Origin of the sequence: Saezia sanguinis (assembly GCF_003991585.1) — a bacterium.
Lineage (GTDB): Bacteria > Pseudomonadota > Gammaproteobacteria > Burkholderiales > Burkholderiaceae_C > Saezia > Saezia sanguinis.
Genome location: NZ_PQSP01000001.1, coordinates 689,430 through 707,113 on the forward strand (window position 1 = coordinate 689,430; position 17,684 = coordinate 707,113).

A 17,684-nucleotide genomic window follows, 5' to 3' on the forward strand; every position below is an offset into this window, starting at 1 on the left:
CTTCATGATCGATTGAATATGCTGCGAAGGCATGCATTTTCCGATAATGTTATGATTAAAAGGCAGGCATACATTGCTACGCCACAAAACCCTGTCTGCACAGACTTTTGTAAAGCCGGTAATTTTCTGCCGGTATTCAAGCATTGCCACTGCACCAGCACTTCATCGGCAATACATCCGCCACGATTTTTTTGATAGGGATCACATCATCACCCATGCTTGATCAATTACGTACTTTATTCTCTACGGAAAACACACTGCCTGTCATCATCCTCAACGTCGGCGTTCTGTTTATCGTTGCACTGCTGGCCTACTATGTCTTCCGCCAGATACTGGGTTACGCTGCAAAGCGCCTGACCCGCAGCACAACCGCTTTCATCAGTACGCTGGCAGATCCGGAAGTCATCAAAAAAATCGCAAAAATCCTGCCCTGGATCATCATTCAGGTCGGCATTACCCTGATTCCCAACCTGGCAGAATCGTTTGTTCAGATCGTACGCAACATTGCCACGGCCATGACGCTGTTATATGGCATGCTGACCATTTCCGTCTATCTGGAAGCCATCACGACTTACTTCACTCATAAAGAAGACATGCGCCTGCGCTCTATCAAGAGCTATGTGCAATTGGCCCAGTTGGCTATATTCATACTGGGTGCCATCTGCATCATTGCGGTACTGATTAACCGCTCGCCGGTGATCCTGCTCTCCGGTTTGGGCGCCATGTCTGCCATCACCATGCTGGTGTTCAAAGACACCATTCTTTCTTTTGTTGCCGGCGTACAGTTATCCTCCAACGACACATTGCGGGTAGGCGACTGGATTGAAATGCCGCAGGTAGGCGCAGATGGTGATGTGATCGACATTGCGCTGCAAGTCGTTAAGGTGCAGAACTGGGATAAAACAGTCACCTCCATTCCGACCTGGCGCTTTATGCAGGAAAGTTTCAAAAACTGGCGTGGTATGCAGGAGTCAGGCGGACGGCGTATCAAGCGCTCGTTATATATTGACATCAGCAGCGTCGGTTTTGTCGCGCCAACGCAGTTCGATCACCTGTGCCACCTGCGTGTTCTGAAAGGTTACCTGGCCGATAAACAGGTCGAAATTGATACCTACAACTCCAACCTGGGGGAAGATGCCCAGATGCAGGCAAACCGCCGCCGCCTGACCAACCTGGGCACCTTCCGTGCCTACGCGCTGGCCTATCTGAAATCACACCCACGCATCAATCAGACCATGACCTGCATGGTGCGGCAACTGGCGCCGCAGGCCGAAGGTATTCCAATGGAGATCTATTGTTTTACCAATACCACTGCCTGGGCCGAATATGAAGGCATACAGGGCGATATTTTTGATCACCTGTTTTCCGTATTGTCCGAGTTTGGCCTGCGAGCCTACCAACAGCCATCGGGGCATGACCTGTCGCTGCTGGCTGGCACGATGTCGCCCGCAGCGCATGAAACAACAGCCACTGCAGGGCAGCCATAAAACACACAGGCGGCTACCGTCCGCAGCCACTATGCAGGCCATACGGTGCAGCCGCTTTACACCCTGACCAAACCGCTATTGCCAACTTGCGCTATGATTTCCCCCATCATCATATGCTGCAGGCATAGAAGCAAGGAGTTTTAAGATGCGCCGCCATATTTCCATTGTATTGGCCTTATTTGTGCTGTGGACCGGCACTGCGTTGGCACAGACAACACCTGCCACAGCAGGCACAGAAGCGCCATCTGAACCCGAAAACTCTCTGCAACAACAGGCTGACGCGTTCATCAGGCTTTACAACCAATTGTGCGTCCAGCATATTGTGCAGCTTGATACACTGCGCCAGCAACTGCAAAACCAGCCGCCGCTGGAACCTTACAAAGCCGAGTATTTTCTGCAAGGCATACCAGGAAAAGCGTGGCCGATATCGGGCATGGGCGGCACCTACGTCATTGCCATACCCGACGAGGTTGACATTTGTTCTGTTTATGCGCTGCGCGCAGACACCACGCGGATAGAAGCCCAGTTTCAAGCCATTGCCACAGATGCGCCTGCGGACATGCAGTCATCTGTATACAAGGACGACTACCGTATTGTAGAGAGCAATGTCATTCACCACCAAAGCTACACATGGACTTTGCCTGAGGCACCACGCCAGATCCTGCTGATCCTGTCCACATCAAGCAATCCGCCAGAAGCCGTACCGCAAAGCATGGCTTCAATCACCATTACCGGCAAATAAGCCATGAGCATTCGCATTCTGGGCATTGACCCCGGCCTGCAACGCACAGGCTTTGGTGTGCTGGACGCACAGGGCAGCAAGCTGAGTTATGTTGCCAGCGGCACCGTCAGCACCACCCATGTGGAGCTAGGCAACCTGCCCGGGCGCATCAAAGTTCTGTACGAAGGAATTCAGGAAATTGTGCAGCGCTACCAGCCACAGGTCAGCGCCATTGAAATTGTATTTGTCAATGTCAACCCGCAATCCACCCTGATGCTTGGGCAGGCCCGGGGTGCGCTGCTTTCCGCGCTGGTTGCGTGCAACCTGCCCGTTGCAGAATATACCGCCTTGCAGTTAAAAAAAGCCGTCGTCGGGCATGGCAAGGCACGCAAGGAACAGGTACAGGAAATGGTCATGCGTTTGCTGAATCTGCCTGGCCGACCTTCCAAAGACGCGGCAGATGCCCTGGCGCTTGCCATCTGCCATGCCCATGCCGGAGGCTCTATGAGCAAGCTGGCACAAACCGCCAAACTTAACCGCCGCACCTTCGCCCAATATGCCAAAGGGCGTACCTATTAAAGATACGCCCTGTGATCCGATGCGTTATTTCAGAGAAAAGTCATGCACCTGTTATGCGTGTATCAGGCTGGAAAACCTCTGGATATCAATATTGCCGCCGCTGATAATGACACCAATGCGCAGGCCTTTGAGCTGATCTTTCATCTTGCGCACTGCTGCCAACCCCAGACACCCTGTGGGCTCCACAATGAGTTTCATGCGCTCGGCAAAAAACCGCATGCAGTCCACCAGTTCATCGTCTGTTGCCGTGAAAATATCATTCACATCGCGCTTGATGATGTTGTAGGTGTACTGGCCCAGATGCTGGGTCTGAGCACCATCGGCAATGGTTTTGGGTGTATCGATGTGCACAATGGAGCCGGATCTGAACGACTGCTGACCATCGTTGCCCGCCTCAGGCTCCACACCAAACACCTGGATATTCGGTGCCAATGCGCGCGCTGCCAGCGCTGTACCGCTGAGCAGGCCACCGCCGCCTAAAGGCGTGATGATCACATCCAGCGGGCCGACTTTTTCCAGCAACTCCTTGGCTGCCGTACCCTGCCCGGCAATGACATCCGGGTGATCATAAGGCGGAATCACCACCGCCCCTTTTTCATCAGCCAGTTTGCGGGTAATTTCTTCGCGATCCTGCGTGTAACGGTCATACGTAATCACTGTGGCACCATACCCGCGGGTGGCCTCCATCTTGGAGTGCGGCGCGTCTTCGGGCATCACAATGGTTGTTTCAATGCCAAGCAGCCGGCCAGCCAGGGCAACAGCTTGTGCATGATTGCCCGACGAAAATGCCACCACGCCGGCGCGGCGCTGTTCATCGCTCAGGTTGGACAGTGCGTTAAAAGCGCCACGAAATTTAAACGCCCCCATGCGCTGCAGGTTTTCACATTTGAAAAAAATCTGCGCATTGACATCACGATTAGCCGTACTGGAGCTCAGTACAGGGGTACGATGTGCATGCCCCCTTAAACGTTTGGCAGCAAGCACTACATCGTCATATGTTGGCAAATTCAGCATGTCGTCATTCCTTTTTTATACTGATCAATAAGTCTGTCAAAACGGGCATAATGCTGTAGCATACCCCGTTTATAAAAAAGCGGTCAAGCCGCAGCCCAAGGTCCACAGCCGGTTATTGTAAAACAATATCATACTGCTCCTGCGTCAGGATGCTTTCTGCCTGCAGCGAAATACGTTTTCCGATGTATTCACACAGCCCGGCAAGATGCTGGCTTTCCTCATCCAGAAAAGTTTCAATGACCTTGGGCGAAGCAATTACACGGAATTCCTTGGGATTGAACTGGCGCGACTCACGCAAAATCTCGCGCAGGATTTCATAACACACGGTCCGGGCGGTTTTAACCTCACCGCGCCGCTGGCAGGTTGGACAGGCCTCGCACAGCATGTGCGATAAGGATTCGCGGGTGCGTTTGCGTGTCATTTCAACCAGCCCAAGTGCAGAAAAATCGCTCACGGTGGTTTTGACACGGTCATGCGCAAGCTGCTTACGCAGTTCTTCGAGCACCTGCATCCGGTGCTCTTCGTTGATCATGTCAATGAAATCAATGATGATGATTCCACCCAGGTTGCGCAAACGCAACTGGCGGGCAATGGCCCCGGCAGCCTCCAGGTTGGTTTTAAAAATGGTTTCATCAAAGTTTCTGGCCCCGACATAGCCGCCGGTATTCACGTCAATGCTTGTCAGCGCCTCAGTCTGGTCAATGATCAGATAACCGCCGGATTTCAGTTCAAAACGGCGTTGCATGGCTTTGAGCAATGCATCTTCAATTGAAAAATAATCAAAAATCGGGCGATCTCCCTGAAACAGCTCTAGTTTTCCGGTTGCGGCGGGCATGTAGCGCTCGCCAAATTCGCGCAGTTGCGCATACCGGGAGCGGGAATCAATGCGGATGGCACGGGTATTTTCCGTGACCAGATCACGCAGAACCCGCCGCAGCAGATTCAGGTCTTCATACAGTAATGAGCCTGCAGGCGAGGTTTTCGCCTTTTCCACAATGACCGCCCAAATACGCCGCAGATAGGTTACATCATCCAGCAACTCATCATCGGTTGCATCTTCGGCATTGGTACGCAGAATAAACCCGTTGCCTTCACCCGGATACGCCTGCACAATCTGCGTCAGTCGGTCACGCAACTGCTCGCGCAGATCAGCAGATTCAATGCGGGTTGAAACCCCGATATGCTGGTCCTGCGGTAACAACACCAGCATTCGCCCGGCAATGCTGATCTGCGTTGAAAGCCGCGCACCCTTGGTACCGATCGGGTCTTTCACCACCTGCACCAGCAGCGATTGGCCCTGGAAAATCTGCTTTTCAATCGGCGTCAGCACTTCCTGCGATGCATCCGCCCCCACATGCGGGCGCCAGACATCGGCCACATGCAAAAATGCAGCCTTTTCCAGCCCGATATCGACAAAAGCGGACTGCATGCCCGGAAGCACGCGGGACACTTTGCCCAAATAGATATTACCGACCAGGCCGCGCTCGAGCTCGCGCTCAATATGCAGTTCCTGTGCTTCGCCATTTTCGACGACAGCGACACGGGTTTCCTGAGGGCTGGTGTTGATTAAAATTTCCTGCATCGTGATTGTTTTAACTGTGTTTGACACCTGCTGCACTCAGCAGTTGTGCCGTTTCGTATAAAGGTAAGCCCATAATTCCGGAATAAGAGCCTTCAATATGGCTGACAAAGGCCGCCATGCGGCCCTGTATGGCGTATGCCCCGGCTTTGCCCATGGATTCGCCGCTGAGAACATAACGTTCGATTTCCTGTGCAGACATGGCCGCCAGCCTCACATGGGACGTGCTTAAACGCTGCCACACCTTGCCCTCCTGTCCCGGAAGTGCGACGGCGACAGCCGTCAGCACCTGATGCATGCCGTTTTGAAGCTCGGAAAGGATGCGGCAGGCATCAGCCTCATTTTCAGGCTTGCCATAAATGGTAGCGCCTAACGCGACCGTGGTATCTGCACACAAAACCGGGGCCGCCGGTAATCCGTGCCGTTTGTGCCGCAGCACTGCTGCCTGTAATTTGGCCCGCGTGACCCGCTGCACATAAACTGCAGGGGCCTCCTGGGGCTCAATGGCTTCCAGGCTTTCAGCATCTTCCTGGGCATCCGGCAGCAGCATTTCGTAGCGCACGCCAATCTGCCCCAGTAACTCACGCCGTCTGGGACTTTGAGAAGCCAGATAAATAAAATCAAATGTTGCCAAGGAGGTTGAAGTTGTCAAAGCAGATGTCATGATTGTGGATAATCAGCGGGCGCTTTATCATAGCGGATCATGCTGACCAGCGCACAAATCCCACCGCCAATGGTATACCTACTCGCGGTGATAAGGATGCCCGGCCAGAATAGACCATGCACGGTAAAGCTGTTCGGCCAGTAGCACCCTCACCATGGCATGTGGCAGGGTCAGATCCGACAGGCGCCACAATGCCTGGGCCTGCTTCTTCAACCCGGCGTCCAGCCCATCCGGGCCGCCAATCAGCAGCACGGCTTCGTGCCCCTGCCGGTCAATGCTTTGCAGTGACTGTGCCAGTTGCACCGTTGTCTGGCGTACGCCGTGCTCATCCAGCGCAATCACATAAGGATGCCGGGCTCCTGTGCTGAAAGCCGCCTCAATGCGCGCCCGTTCCGCAGCCATTAATACGGGCGCGGTTTTCCCCGATGTGCGCGGCTCGGTCTTCACGGTTTTGAGCTCAACTTTCCAGTCTGCCGGAAAGCGCTTGAAATAGTCGTCTGATGCTGCCTGAGCCCAGTCAGGCATTTTCTGCCCCACGGCAACCACCAGAATTTTCATGTCAGCAACCCATGCAATGTTTGATCAACCTGACCGGTTAATCCGCTTTTTTCCGCACAGTTCTCTTCACCGCTGTTTTCTGAGCGGCTGTCCGAGAAGTACCCGTTCGGGCAGATGTTTTTGCCGCAGGCTTTTTAGCCGAGGTTTTGGCAACTTTCACCGTTTTCGCCGGAGCGGTTTTAGATGCCGATGCTTTTTTAACTGGTGCTTTTTTAGCTGGCGCTTTTTTGACCGCACCGCTCTTCACCGCTGTAGCGCCTGTTTTCGCACCCGATGCCGTTGTTTTGCGGGGTGCCGTCTTGGCTGCCGCAGCTTTCTTGTCCGAAACCAGTTTCACACGCACCGGCTTTTCACCCCAGATTTCTTCCAGCCGGTAGTAGGAACGTATGGTCGGCTGCATGATGTGCACCACGGCGTCGCCGCAGTCCACAATGATCCATTCGCCATTTTCTTCGCCTTCGCTGCGTGGGACCGGATAACCAGCCTCTTTGACCATTTCGCGAACACTGCTGGCAAGCGCTTTGGTTTGCCGGTTGGTATTGGCTGAGGCGATGATGACACGCTCAAACAAAGGGCTTAGATGCTCGGTATTGAATACCACAATATCCTGGGCTTTGATGTTTTCCAGTCCGTCAACAATAACGCGTTGCAATTTGCGAATATCCATGCAGAATTTTTTCCCTCACTGATAAAGATGATGTTGCTCAATATAACCGATCACCGGTGCCGGTACCATGCCTGCAAGCCGCTCAGCCGCCTGCTGTGAGCCGCCTGCCGCCTGATGTGCCAGCTCCCTGATGACAGAGGATGACACGTCCGACTCGGCAAATGGCACATGTACCCATTTTGCCTGGCCCATGACATCGGCATCAGCCTGTAATGGTATTCCGGCACGTCCGATCACTGCCAGTGTACAGCGGCTGGCAATCTCTTGCCAGCGCTTCCAGGTATGAAACAGGGCAAACTGGTCGGCTCCCATGACCACATACCATTGCGCATCAGGGCTGGCCTGTTGCAGTTGTTCCAGCGTATCCACTGTATAACTGGGGCCGGTACGGTCTATTTCGCTGGTGCTGATCATCCATTTCTGTACCAGGGCTTCAGGCTCATCCTGAAATGCCAGCCTGAGCATGGCCACACGATGCTGGGCCGCCGTCAGCACATGGTTTTTATGCCAGGCATCTCCGGTAGGCACCCAAAGCAACTGCTCCAGATGCAACGCCTGCGTTACGCAGCGGGCCAGCTTCAGGTGCGTCAGATGCACCGGGTCAAATGCACCACCATACATGGCGACCCGCCGATTGGCCGCAGGCTGGGTGCTGCTCATACCCAGTCGCGCACAGGTAAAAAGTCGGTATACAGCCGCGCTTCGGCCGTTCCTGCGGCAGGCTGATACTGGTAAGCCCAACTGGCAACGGGAGGCATCGACATCAGGATGGATTCCGTACGTCCGCCTGATTGCAAGCCAAAGTGCGTTCCCCGGTCCCAGATCAGGTTGAACTCGACATAACGTCCACGGCGGTGCGCCTGAAATGCCTGCTCTGTCTCACCATAAGCCATGCTTCTGCGCCGCTCGACAATCGGCAGATAGGCTTGTAAAAATGCATCGCCCACCGCTTTGGTCATCAGCCAGCTCTGCTCAAAACCCAGTTCATTAAAGTCGTCAAAAAAAACACCGCCAATGCCACGCGCCTCGTTGCGGTGTTTGAGGAAAAAGTACTCATCACACCAGCGTTTAAAACGCGGGTATTTATCGTCGCCAAAAGGCTGCAACGCCTGCTGGTTAACGCGGTGAAAATGCACGGCGTCTTCTTCAAAGCCGTAGTAAGGCGTCAAATCCATGCCGCCGCCAAACCATACCACCGGATCGCGGTTCGCCGGCAAAGCACACATCATGCGCACATTCATATGCACCGTAGGTACATAAGGGTTGCGCGGATGCAATACCATCGACACCCCCATGGCTTCGTACGCTGCACCAGCCAGTTCCGGCCGCTGTGCCGTGGCAGAAGGCGGCAATGCCTGCCCTTGCACATGGCTGAAATTACAGCCGCCACGCTCAAACAGGCCGCCATTTTCTATCAGCCGGGTAATGCCGCCACCCTGCAGCTTTTCGCCGGGCGCGCGCTGCCATTCGTCAATCAGGAAAGGCTCGCCGTCTGCCTGCTCCAGCGCATTGACAATGCGCAACTGCAAAGACAGCAGCCACGCCTTGATCTCATGCGTTGGCACCGCCTGCATGCCCGGTTCAACTGTCATGCCGCTTGACTCCCTTGTTGCCGATGTCACGCCGGTACTGCATGCCGTCAAAACGGATATGGGCAACCGCTTCATAAGCGCGCTGCTGCGCCTGTTTCAATGATGTGCCCAAAGCTGTGACACACAGTACCCGGCCGCCATTGGTCAGTAATTCACCATCCTTCAACTGCGTGCCGGCATGAAACACCACCACATCATCAGAAGCCTGCAGCGGCAGGCCGGTAATCACATCGCCTTTGCGCGGTGATTCGGGATAACCTTGTGAGGCCAGTATCACAGTCAATGCAAAACGGTGGTCCCACTCCAGTTCGGTTTCCTCTTTCAGCTTGCCCTGTGCGGCGTTAAACAACACAGGTACCAGGTCCGACTTCAGGCGCATCATGATCGGCTGCGTTTCCGGGTCCCCCATGCGGGAGTTAAACTCCACCACACGTGGTTGTCCGTTTTCATCAATCATCAGGCCCACATACAGAAAACCGCAGAACGGCCGCCCTTCTGCGGCCATGCCTTTTAAGGTGGGACGGACAATCTGCTGAATTACCTTGGCATGGATATCCGGCGTTACCAGCGGTGCCGGGGTATATGCCCCCATACCGCCCGTGTTGGGGCCGGTATCACCATCGTTCAGGCGCTTATGGTCTTGGGCTGTGGCCAGCGTCAAAAACTCATAGCCGTCGCTGATGACAAAAAAACTGGCCTCTTCGCCTGCCATGAATTCTTCAATGACAATGCGCGAGCCGGAAGCACCGAATTTATTGTCCAGCAGCATGCTGTCAATGGCTGCATGCGCTTCATCCAGAGTCGCCGCAACCACCACGCCTTTGCCCGCAGCCAGTCCATCGGCCTTGATCACAATCGGTACGCCCTGCTGCTCAACATAAGCATGGGCGGCTGCCGCATCGGTAAAAGTTTCATAAGCCGCTGTTGGAATGCGGTGGCGCTTCATGAAAGCTTTGGAAAAGTCTTTCGACCACTCAAGCTGCGCGGCTTCTTTGGTGGGGCCAAAAACCAGCAGCCCACGGCTTTGAAACAAGTTCACCACCCCTTCGGCCAGCGCCGCATCAGGCCCGACGACTGTCAATTCAATCTGCTGCGCTACGCAGAAATCTGCCAGTTCGGCAAAATCGGTGATCGGTACATTTTCCAGTTCAGGTGAAGCCAGTGCGGTACCGCCATTGCCTGTAGCCACAAACACGCGTTGCACCAATGGCGACTGTGCCAGCTTCCAAGCCAATGCGTGCTCACGCCCGCCTGATCCAATCACTAAAATTTTCATAGTTATCCATTATTGAGTTGATTCGCGCCTGATGAATTGGGGGGAAATTCAGGCAAAGTCCGCATTGTGATATACCTCTTGCACATCGTCCAGGTCTTCTAGCGCATCAATGAGTTTTTGCATTTTTGCCGCATCATCGCCACTGAGTTCCACACTGTTTTCAGGGCGCAATATCACTTCTGCCGCATCAGGCACAACGCCGGCACCGGCCAAAGCGTCTCTGACCGCTTCAAAATCTGTCGGCGCACACAAAACCTCAATGGCCCCATCGTCTCCGGAGATGACATCTTCTGCACCGGCTTCCAGAGCGATTTCCATGATACGGTCTTCATCGGCACCGGGGGCAAATAAAAACTGTCCGCAATGCTTGAACTGGAATGCCACAGACCCGGTTGCTCCCAGGTTACCCCCTGATTTTGACAGCAAATGTCTCACTTCAGCAACAGTACGCACACGGTTGTCGGTCATGCAGTCAATGATCAGCGCTGCGCCGCCAATGCCATAACCCTCATAACGGATTTCTTCATATTGCACGCCATCGAGGTTGCCGGTCGCCTTGTCGATATTGCGCTTGATCGTATCAATCGGCATATTCGCGTCTTTGGCCTTATCTACCGCCAGACGCAGACGCGGGTTGGCATTCATGTCCCCCCCGCCGGTGCGCGCAGCCACGATGATCTCGCGGATCAGCTTGCTCCAGATTTTGCCGCGCTTTTCATCCTGGCGACCCTTGCGATGTTGTATATTTGCCCACTTGCTGTGTCCAGCCATGGTATTCTCTCTTATGCTGATGCAGTAATAAAAATGACAGCCTCATATTTTAACCATCTGAACCACAATGACCCAAGCACTTCAAATTGCCCGTAATGCTACTCACGTTTGCGAACTGCTGCCCGCACTGGCAAATCGGCACGGCCTGATCAGTGGTGCCACCGGTACCGGTAAAACGGTGACCCTGCAAGCCATGGCAGAACAATTTTCGCGCATCGGCGTGCCTGTTTTCGCCACTGATATCAAAGGCGACCTGACCGGAATCTCACAGACAGGCCAGATCAGTAGCAAATTAGCAACAACGTTGGCCGAACGAGGTATCACACCGGTGGAACCATTCAGTTGCCCGACAACCCTGTGGGATGTATTTGGTGAACAGGGGCACCCGGTACGCGCCACAGTCTCGGATATGGGGCCACTGCTGCTCTCCCGTATGCTGGACCTCAACGATACCCAATCCGGCGTACTGACACTGGTCTTCAAAATTGCCGACGATAACAACCTGCTGCTGCTTGATATGAAAGACCTGCGCACCATGGTTCAATACGTTGGAGATAACGCCAAACAGTTTACAACCCAGTATGGCAATATCAGCACAGCGAGTATCGGCACGATTCAGCGCGCATTGCTGCAACTGGAAGAGCAAGGGGGCGACCATTTTTTTGGTGAGCCCATGCTCAATATAGACGACCTGATGCAGACCATTGATGGCAAAGGCGTTATCAATATCCTCGCTGCAGACAAACTCATGAATTCACCCCGGGTTTATTCCGCATTTTTACTGTGGCTGCTCTCAAGCCTGTTTGAACATTTGCCCGAGGTTGGTGATCCGGAAAAACCGAAAATGGTGTTCTTTTTTGATGAAGCGCACCTTCTGTTCAAAGATGCCTCCAAAGTGCTGCTGGAGCGCATTGAACTGGTCGTGCGGCTGATCCGTTCCAAAGGCGTCGGTGTTTATTTTGCTACTCAGAACCCGCTGGATATTCCGCAAACCGTGCTTGCGCAGCTCAGCAATCGTGTGCAGCACGCACTGCGCGCTTTCAGCGAGCGAGACCACAAGGCTGTCAAGGCTATTGCCCAGACCATGCCCACCAACCCTGATCTCAACATTGCCACAGCCATTACTGAACTGGCTACCGGTGAAGCGCTGATCAGCTTTCTGGGTGCCAAAGGCCAGCCGATTCCGACACAGCGTGCCTTTGTCATTCCGCCAGGCACCCAGATCGGCCCGGTCACAGCAGAACAACGGCAGGCACTGATACAGCATTCACCCGTTGCAGGCGTTTATGAAAAAACATTAGACCGCGAATCGGCTTATGAGGTATTGCAGCAACGCACGAACAACGGTGATAATATAGGACAGACAAAGCCGTCCGAATCTAAACAAACGGCTGATCAAGGAAGCGGTAGTCTTTTGAAAGATCTGATTTTTGGGTCAACGGGCCCACGTGGCGGACATCGTGACGGTATGCTGCAAACCGCGGCCAAATCGGCTGCTCGCAGTATTGGCAGCAATACCGGACGCAAGATTTTACGAGGAATTTTAGGCGGACTGCTGGGTGGGAAAAAGTAATGAATTTATCCTATCCCCCCTGCGATTACTGGAAAATGTATAAAATATGCCGATATCAATGGATAATCGGCCTATAGGGGGGCTTCAACTTAGCTTTGAATTATATTCAGCGGCATCTCTGTTGAAGATAATGCCTGTTCATAATATACTGCATACACTGCAAGTCAAAATGGATCATACCTAGCCATGGGACAATTAATATTTGATAACGGACACCACCGAGTTCTGATGTTTTCCGATTTGGTCAGCGAAACTGACCATGATGCCGAAGCCGTTCAAGCTAACCAGTTTTTGATCATCAACGGCGACTCTGGCATCATTTTGGATCCGGGTGGCGTCATGACCTATAACGAGCTCTATCTGGAGATGAGCCATTACTTCGCTCCGAAAAAGCTCTCGGCTATTTTTGCCTCGCACCAGGACCCGGATATTGTGGCCTCGCTGTCGCGTTGGCTCAGTAACTCTGAAACCAAGCTGATCATTTCCCAGTTGTGGGCACGTTTTGTTCCGCACTTCTGCCCGGCCGGGAAAACCGCAGGACGTATTGTTCCGTTAGGTGATGAAGGTGCCTGGATCAACATTGATGGCGTTGAGTACGGATTTATTCCGGCGCACTTCCTGCACAGCGAAGGAAACTTCCAGCTTTATGACCCCATCAGCAAGATTCTGTTCAGCGGTGACTTGGGCGTTTCACTGGTAGCAACCAAAGACGCTGCCAAACCTGTGACGAACTTCAAAGATCATGTCAAGTACATGGAAGGCTTCCATCGCCGCTACATGCTGTCCAACAAGGCCTGCCGCCTGTGGGCTAACATGGTCCGCAAGCTTGATATCAAGGCCATTGTGCCACAGCACGGATCTCCCATGCTGGACCCGGTGGTGGCGCAGGATTGCATTGACTGGGTTGAAAACCTGCAGTGCGGTATCGATCTGATTGACCAGAGCCTGTACACCATTCCGACGATTCATGATACGTTGGAACACATGAAAACAGTCTGATGGCTGAAATATATAAAATGGCTGCCGGCTCGTAATACAGTAACAGTTGTTTTATAGAATAAAAGGGTAAGTTCTGATGCACTTACCCTTTTATTTTGTGAAGTTCAAAGGCACAGCATTGTTTTAAATACAGCCTATCGGAATGTATGTCCGATACACCCGCCTTGATCAGCACAGAACCATGTCTTCTGTTTTATTATTTTCTCCCTTGGGGCTTGAATTCAGCCTGAATACCCCCATTTACGGTGAGTACTTTTATTTGAATAGGTAATGAAAATATGACTAAACACCCGCCAGAAGAAAAACAAAGCATGGATGAGGTCCAGAATTCCGAAGGTACCCAGCCTCAGGATGAAGCATTATTACCAGACTCAACTCCGGAAGAACTGCTTGCACAGTTGCAGCAGCAATATTCTGATCTGGAGCATAAACATGCTGAAGTGGCTGACGCCTACCTGAGAGCCAAAGCCGAAACAGAAAATACCCGCAGAAGAGCTGTGGAAGACGAGTCCAAGGCACGCAAATTTGCCATTGAAAGCTTTGCGGAAAACCTGCTGCCGGTCAGAGACAGCCTAGAAGCGGCGCTGAACACCCCTAACCAGACTTATGAAAGCCTGAAAGAAGGCGTCGAAACCACGCTCAAGCAGTTGACTGCCGCTTTTGAGCGCAACAAGATCATTGAAGTTGCTCCTGTTGTGGGAGATAAATTCGACCCAAATGTGCACCAGGCCATTTCCGTCGTACCCGCCGAGCAGGAGCCCAACACCATTGTCGAAACCCTGCAAAAAGGCTACACCATTGCAGAGCGCACACTGCGACCGGCCATGGTTATCGTTGCGGCGAAAAAATAAGTTCAGAAAACATGTTCAATGCAATTGCGGCCCTTGAAATATCGTAAAAAGCCCACAGTTGCATTGCAGTTAATTATTTAATATCAGGAGCAGAATAACATGGGAAAAATCATTGGTATTGACTTGGGGACCACCAACTCGTGCGTTGCCATCATGGAAGGCACCACCCCGAAAGTCATTGAAAACTCAGAAGGTGCACGTACAACGCCTTCGGTCATCGCCTATCAGGACGATGGCGAAATTCTGGTCGGTGCTTCTGCCAAGCGCCAAGCGGTGACCAACCCGAAAAACACGGTATATGCCGTCAAACGCCTGATTGGCCGTAAATTTACCGATGCAGAGGTGCAAAAAGACCTGAACCTGATGCCCTACTCCATTGTTGCTGCCGACAATGGCGACGCCTGGGTTGAAATCAGCGGTAAAAAACTGGCACCGCAGCAAATCAGCGCTGAAATCCTGCGTAAAATGAAAAAAACGGCTGAGGATTACCTGGGAGAAACCGTTACCGAAGCAGTGATCACGGTTCCGGCTTACTTTAACGACGCCCAGCGCCAGGCCACCAAAGATGCCGGCCGTATTGCCGGACTGGAAGTCAAACGCATTATCAACGAGCCTACGGCAGCAGCGCTGGCGTTCGGTATGGACAAACAGACCAAGGGCGACCGCAAGATTGCGGTATACGACCTGGGTGGCGGTACTTTTGATATTTCCATCATTGAAATTGCGGATGTGGACGGTGAAAAGCAGTTTGAAGTGCTTTCCACCAACGGTGATACATTCCTGGGTGGTGAAGACTTTGACCAGCGCATCATTGATTATCTGGTCAGCGAATTCAAGAAAGAACAGGCCATTGACCTGAGCCAGGATATTCTGGCACTGCAACGGCTGAAGGAAGCGGCTGAAAAAGCCAAGATCGAGCTTTCTTCAACCCAACAGACTGAAATCAACCTGCCTTACATCACCGCTACGGCAACCGGCCCCAAGCACATGAACATCAAGCTCACCCGTGCCAAACTGGAAGCACTGGTGGAAGACCTGATTGAGCGCAGCATTGTGCCCTGCCGTACCGCTATTAAAGATGCGGGCGTCAAGATTTCCGACATCAACGACGTCATCTTGGTCGGCGGTATGACCCGTATGCCTAAAGTACAGGATAAAGTCAAAGAATATTTCGGCAAAGACCCGCGTAAAGATGTCAACCCGGATGAAGCGGTTGCCGTGGGCGCAGCCATTCAGGGCTCTGTGCTGGCGGGTGACCGCACCGACGTGCTGCTGCTGGACGTGACTCCGCTGTCTTTGGGTATTGAAACCCTGGGCGGTGTCATGACCAAAATGATCCAGAAAAATACCACCATCCCAACCAAACACTCGCAGACTTACAGCACGGCAGAAGATAATCAGCCTGCTGTAACCATCAAGGTGTATCAGGGTGAGCGCGAAATGGCCGCAGGCAACAAGCTGCTGGGCGAATTTAACCTGGAAGGCATTGCACCGGCTCCCCGCGGCCTGCCGCAGATTGAGGTGACTTTCGATATTGACGCCAATGGTATTTTGAACGTCAGCGCCAAAGACAAAGCCACCGGCAAAGAAAACAAAATCACCATCAGAGCCAACTCCGGCCTGTCCGAAGACGAAATTCAGAAAATGGTCAAAGACGCTGAACTGAATGCCGCTGAAGACAAGAAAAAACTGGAGCTGGTACAGGCCCGTAACCAGGGCGAAGCGACGATGCACCAGATTCGCAAGAGTCTGACCGAGTACGGTGACAAGCTGGACGCAGCCGAAAAAGAAAAAATTGAAGCTGCCATCAAGGCGCTGGAAGGTGTACTCGAAGGCGAAGATAAAGACGCCATCGAAGCCAGAACCCAGGAATTGATGACTGCCAGCCAGAAGCTGGGCGAAAAGATGTATGCTGACGCTCAGGCTGCTGCCGGTGCAGCAGGCCAGGCCGGTGCTGCTGACGATGGCGCCCAGCAACAGCAGGCCAAGGCTGATGACAATGTGGTGGATGCCGACTTTACCGAAGTCAAGGATGGCGACAAGAAGTAATTTCAGACATCATTTCATGCGAAATGACTGACTCTCCTCCCTCCCCCGTGAGTGCTGTAGCAAAGCTCACGGGGTCTTTACATGAATCTTTGTTAGTTTGACACCATGGCCAAGCGTGATTATTACGAAATATTGGGCGTATCCAAGACAGCTTCTGAAGAGGAAATTAAAAAGTCCTATCGCAAGCTGGCGATGAAGTTTCACCCTGACCGCAATCCTGACAACAAAGAAGCGGAAGAGAAATTCAAGGAAGTCAACGAGGCCTATGCCGTGTTGTCTGACGCCCAGAAACGCTCTGCTTATGACCAGTTCGGACACGCAGGTGCCAATGGTCAGGGCGGTTTTGGTGGTGCCGACGGTTTTTCCGGCTTTGGCGGTTTTGCCGATGCATTCGGAGATATCTTTGGCGATATTTTCGGACAGCGTTCACGCGGTGGCGCCAGCAATGTTTATCGTGGAAACGACCTCTCTTATGCAGTCGACCTGACGCTTGAAGAGGCCGCCCACGGCAAAGAAATGAAAATCCGGGTGCCATCCTGGCATACCTGTGACACCTGCCACGGCAGCGGTGCCAAAGCAGGCACCAGCCCGAAAGAATGCCCAACCTGCCACGGCCAGGGGGCTGTGCGCATGAGTCAGGGATTTTTCAGTGTGCAACAGACCTGCCCGCACTGCCACGGTACCGGGAAAGTCATTTCCGACCCCTGCCCTGACTGCCATGGACAAGGCCGCAACAAAACCACCAAAACACTGGAAATCAAAATTCCGCAGGGGATTGATGACGGCATGCGTATCCGTTCCGCAGGCAACGGTGAGCCTGGCCTCAATGGCGGCCCGGCAGGCGACCTGTACATTGAAGTCCGTGTGAAACGGCATGAAATTTTTGAACGTGATGGCGACGACCTGCACTGCAAAATTCCAGTGACAATGACCACTGCTGCGCTGGGTGGCGAAATCGAAGTGCCCACGCTCAATGGCTCGGCGCGCATTGATATCCCGGCCGGTACACAGACCAACAAAATTTTCAGACTCAGAAGCAAAGGCATCAAAGGCGTGCATGCCAGTTACCCTGGCGACCTGTACTGCCACATTGAAGTGGAAGTTCCGGTGCGGCTTACCGAGAGCCAGCGCAAGCTGCTGCAACAGCTCGATGAAAGCCTGCAGGCTGGCGGAGACAAGCACTCGCCTCAGGCCAAGTCGTGGACGGACAAGGTCAAAGACTTTTTCCAGAAGCTCAAGGTGTAATAAAATAGCCACCACATGATTAAAGGAGCCTGTGTGCTCCTTTTTCACATGGACTGATC

At 53.0% G+C, this 17,684-nt stretch carries 17 protein-coding genes; 8 read left to right on the forward strand and 9 right to left on the reverse strand.

Annotated features, from left to right (window positions below; all coding sequences use genetic code 11):
- Positions 1-215: 215 nt before the first annotated feature.
- The 3 genes from CUZ56_RS03130 (at position 216) to ruvC (ending at position 2,787) form a co-directional block, all read left to right on the forward strand.
- Positions 216-1,487: a mechanosensitive ion channel family protein gene (locus CUZ56_RS03130; RefSeq protein WP_126978101.1), complete on the forward strand. Its 1,272-nt coding sequence runs from the start codon at positions 216-218 to the stop codon at positions 1,485-1,487.
- Positions 1,488-1,632: 145 nt separating this feature from the next.
- Complete coding sequence (locus CUZ56_RS03135; RefSeq protein ID WP_126978103.1) at positions 1,633-2,229, forward strand: NMCC_0638 family (lipo)protein; 597 nt, start codon at positions 1,633-1,635, stop codon at positions 2,227-2,229.
- A gap of 9 nt (positions 2,230-2,238) precedes the next feature.
- On the forward strand, positions 2,239-2,787 hold the full coding sequence (ruvC, locus tag CUZ56_RS03140; protein WP_126978556.1) for a crossover junction endodeoxyribonuclease RuvC: 549 nt from the start codon (positions 2,239-2,241) through the stop codon (positions 2,785-2,787).
- A gap of 51 nt (positions 2,788-2,838) precedes the next feature.
- Here ruvC and CUZ56_RS03145 read toward each other — a convergent pair whose 3' ends face one another.
- The 9 genes from CUZ56_RS03145 to CUZ56_RS03185 all read right to left on the reverse strand — a co-directional run bounded on the left by CUZ56_RS03145 (position 2,839) and on the right by CUZ56_RS03185 (position 10,908).
- On the reverse strand, positions 2,839-3,801 hold the full coding sequence (locus CUZ56_RS03145; protein WP_126978105.1) for a threo-3-hydroxy-L-aspartate ammonia-lyase: 963 nt from the start codon (positions 3,799-3,801) through the stop codon (positions 2,839-2,841).
- 112 nt (positions 3,802-3,913) lie between these two features.
- On the reverse strand, positions 3,914-5,383 hold the full coding sequence (gene rng, locus CUZ56_RS03150) for a ribonuclease G (RefSeq protein ID WP_126978107.1): 1,470 nt from the start codon (positions 5,381-5,383) through the stop codon (positions 3,914-3,916).
- Between the two features lie 10 nt (positions 5,384-5,393).
- Entirely contained in the window at positions 5,394-6,032 is a 639-nt protein-coding gene (locus CUZ56_RS03155) for a Maf family protein (protein WP_239441981.1), read from the reverse strand.
- Positions 6,033-6,122: 90 nt separating this feature from the next.
- Positions 6,123-6,602: a 23S rRNA (pseudouridine(1915)-N(3))-methyltransferase RlmH gene (rlmH, locus tag CUZ56_RS03160; RefSeq protein ID WP_126978111.1), complete on the reverse strand. Its 480-nt coding sequence runs from the start codon at positions 6,600-6,602 to the stop codon at positions 6,123-6,125.
- Between the two features lie 37 nt (positions 6,603-6,639).
- Positions 6,640-7,269 (reverse strand): ribosome silencing factor, encoded by a 630-nt coding sequence (rsfS, locus tag CUZ56_RS03165; RefSeq protein ID WP_126978113.1) that lies wholly within the window; start codon positions 7,267-7,269, stop codon positions 6,640-6,642.
- Positions 7,270-7,284: 15 nt separating this feature from the next.
- On the reverse strand, positions 7,285-7,929 hold the full coding sequence (gene nadD, locus CUZ56_RS03170) for a nicotinate (nicotinamide) nucleotide adenylyltransferase (RefSeq protein ID WP_126978115.1): 645 nt from the start codon (positions 7,927-7,929) through the stop codon (positions 7,285-7,287).
- Positions 7,926-8,861 carry an oxygen-dependent coproporphyrinogen oxidase gene (gene hemF / locus CUZ56_RS03175; RefSeq protein WP_239441982.1) on the reverse strand — a complete coding sequence of 312 codons (936 nt, stop codon included), beginning with the start codon at positions 8,859-8,861 and terminating at the stop codon, positions 7,926-7,928. The genes nadD and hemF overlap by 4 nt, the downstream gene beginning before the upstream one ends.
- Complete coding sequence (gene purD, locus CUZ56_RS03180) at positions 8,851-10,137, reverse strand: phosphoribosylamine--glycine ligase (protein ID WP_126978117.1); 1,287 nt, start codon at positions 10,135-10,137, stop codon at positions 8,851-8,853. Before purD ends, hemF begins: the two co-directional genes overlap by 11 nt.
- A gap of 48 nt (positions 10,138-10,185) precedes the next feature.
- Positions 10,186-10,908 (reverse strand): YebC/PmpR family DNA-binding transcriptional regulator, encoded by a 723-nt coding sequence (locus CUZ56_RS03185; protein ID WP_126978119.1) that lies wholly within the window; start codon positions 10,906-10,908, stop codon positions 10,186-10,188.
- Positions 10,909-10,975: 67 nt separating this feature from the next.
- Between CUZ56_RS03185 and CUZ56_RS03190 the strand changes: the two genes are divergently transcribed.
- The 5 genes from CUZ56_RS03190 to dnaJ all read left to right on the forward strand — a co-directional run bounded on the left by CUZ56_RS03190 (position 10,976) and on the right by dnaJ (position 17,625).
- Positions 10,976-12,481, forward strand: coding sequence for a helicase HerA-like domain-containing protein (locus CUZ56_RS03190; RefSeq protein ID WP_126978121.1), 1,506 nt, complete (start codon positions 10,976-10,978; stop codon positions 12,479-12,481).
- A 186-nt stretch (positions 12,482-12,667) separates the two neighbouring features.
- Positions 12,668-13,480, forward strand: coding sequence for an oxygen-binding di-iron domain-containing protein (locus CUZ56_RS03195; protein ID WP_126978123.1), 813 nt, complete (start codon positions 12,668-12,670; stop codon positions 13,478-13,480).
- A 278-nt stretch (positions 13,481-13,758) separates the two neighbouring features.
- Complete coding sequence (grpE, locus tag CUZ56_RS03200) at positions 13,759-14,331, forward strand: nucleotide exchange factor GrpE (RefSeq protein ID WP_126978124.1); 573 nt, start codon at positions 13,759-13,761, stop codon at positions 14,329-14,331.
- A gap of 99 nt (positions 14,332-14,430) precedes the next feature.
- A complete protein-coding gene (gene dnaK, locus CUZ56_RS03205; protein WP_126978125.1) occupies positions 14,431-16,380 on the forward strand; it encodes a molecular chaperone DnaK in 1,950 nt (649 codons plus the stop codon).
- Between the two features lie 105 nt (positions 16,381-16,485).
- Entirely contained in the window at positions 16,486-17,625 is a 1,140-nt protein-coding gene (gene dnaJ, locus CUZ56_RS03210; protein WP_126978126.1) for a molecular chaperone DnaJ, read from the forward strand.
- The last annotated feature ends 59 nt before the right edge of the window (positions 17,626-17,684 follow it).

Excerpts from the sequence above, each read along its gene's own strand:
- CUZ56_RS03190 (WP_126978121.1), top strand. The coding sequence starts at position 10,976 with ATGACCCAAGCACTTCAAATTGCCCGTAATGCTACTCACGTTTGCGAA.
- purD (WP_126978117.1), bottom strand. The coding sequence starts at position 10,137 with ATGAAAATTTTAGTGATTGGATCAGGCGGGCGTGAGCACGCATTGGCT.
- CUZ56_RS03195 (WP_126978123.1), top strand. The coding sequence starts at position 12,668 with ATGGGACAATTAATATTTGATAACGGACACCACCGAGTTCTGATGTTT.
- CUZ56_RS03135 (WP_126978103.1), top strand. The coding sequence starts at position 1,633 with ATGCGCCGCCATATTTCCATTGTATTGGCCTTATTTGTGCTGTGGACC.
- nadD (WP_126978115.1), bottom strand. The coding sequence starts at position 7,929 with ATGAGCAGCACCCAGCCTGCGGCCAATCGGCGGGTCGCCATGTATGGT.
- rlmH (WP_126978111.1), bottom strand. The coding sequence starts at position 6,602 with ATGAAAATTCTGGTGGTTGCCGTGGGGCAGAAAATGCCTGACTGGGCT.
- dnaJ (WP_126978126.1), top strand. The coding sequence starts at position 16,486 with ATGGCCAAGCGTGATTATTACGAAATATTGGGCGTATCCAAGACAGCT.
- dnaK (WP_126978125.1), top strand. The coding sequence starts at position 14,431 with ATGGGAAAAATCATTGGTATTGACTTGGGGACCACCAACTCGTGCGTT.
- rsfS (WP_126978113.1), bottom strand. The coding sequence starts at position 7,269 with ATGGATATTCGCAAATTGCAACGCGTTATTGTTGACGGACTGGAAAAC.
- CUZ56_RS03185 (WP_126978119.1), bottom strand. The coding sequence starts at position 10,908 with ATGGCTGGACACAGCAAGTGGGCAAATATACAACATCGCAAGGGTCGC.
- hemF (WP_239441982.1), bottom strand. The coding sequence starts at position 8,861 with ATGACAGTTGAACCGGGCATGCAGGCGGTGCCAACGCATGAGATCAAG.
- grpE (WP_126978124.1), top strand. The coding sequence starts at position 13,759 with ATGACTAAACACCCGCCAGAAGAAAAACAAAGCATGGATGAGGTCCAG.
- CUZ56_RS03145 (WP_126978105.1), bottom strand. The coding sequence starts at position 3,801 with ATGCTGAATTTGCCAACATATGACGATGTAGTGCTTGCTGCCAAACGT.
- rng (WP_126978107.1), bottom strand. The coding sequence starts at position 5,383 with ATGCAGGAAATTTTAATCAACACCAGCCCTCAGGAAACCCGTGTCGCT.
- CUZ56_RS03130 (WP_126978101.1), top strand. The coding sequence starts at position 216 with ATGCTTGATCAATTACGTACTTTATTCTCTACGGAAAACACACTGCCT.